The following is a 766-nucleotide window of genomic DNA, read 5'->3' on the forward strand; positions in this document are numbered from 1 at the left end:
TTAGTGTCTTTAGACCCAGTTGAGCCCGCGAAGCGCGCGAAACAAAAAACCACCCGCTATGCGGGTGGATAACAATAGGGTTATACCAAAACGCCCTCCCAAGATATAGAATGGAGGTGTTCAAAGCCAAACCATTCAAAATTGAAGGAGGACGTCAGTAATGGCGAATAAACTCAACAGCCTTGCACATACCAAATGGCTGTGCAAATACCATATCGTATTCACTCCAAAGTATAGAAGAAAAATCATCTATAATCAATATCGACGTGACTTGCAAGAAGATATTCGATTGTTGTGCCAGTATAAAGGTGTCAAGATTCTTGAGGGTCATATGATGCCGGATCATGTCCATTTGCTGGTCAGTATTCCACCGAAATTAAGTGTATCTAGCTTTATGGGATATTTGAAGGGAAAATCAGCATTAATGATGTTTGACCAGCATGCAAATTTGAAATATAAATTTGGTAATCGACACTTTTGGTCCGAAGGATATTATGTTAGTACAGTGGGTCTAAATGAATCAACCATTAAGAAGTATATTCAAGATCAAGAGAAACATGATCAAGCAGTCGATAAATTAAGTGTCCGCGAGTATTCTGACCCTTTCAAGGGTCAAGGTAAGTAGTACAAACACCGCTTAAAGCGGTGGCAAAAGTGACAAACGCAGTTTGGCTTTGAATTATAAAAGCCAGCGCCTTGAGACGCTGGCCAGTACATAGGGCTTATAGCCCTGGAGCAAACCACCCGTTTTACGGGTGGTTATGAT

1 protein-coding gene is annotated in these 766 nt (G+C 41.1%); it reads left to right on the forward strand.

All coding sequences use genetic code 11. The features are described 5' to 3' along the window. Positions 1 to 160: 160 nt before the first annotated feature. Complete coding sequence (gene tnpA, locus OCU21_RS11245) at positions 161 to 625, forward strand: IS200/IS605 family transposase (RefSeq protein WP_261807487.1); 465 nt, start codon at positions 161 to 163, stop codon at positions 623 to 625. The last annotated feature ends 141 nt before the right edge of the window (positions 626 to 766 follow it).

Origin of the sequence: Lapidilactobacillus luobeiensis (genome assembly GCF_024345205.1) — a bacterium.
GTDB lineage: Bacteria > Bacillota > Bacilli > Lactobacillales > Lactobacillaceae > Lapidilactobacillus > Lapidilactobacillus luobeiensis.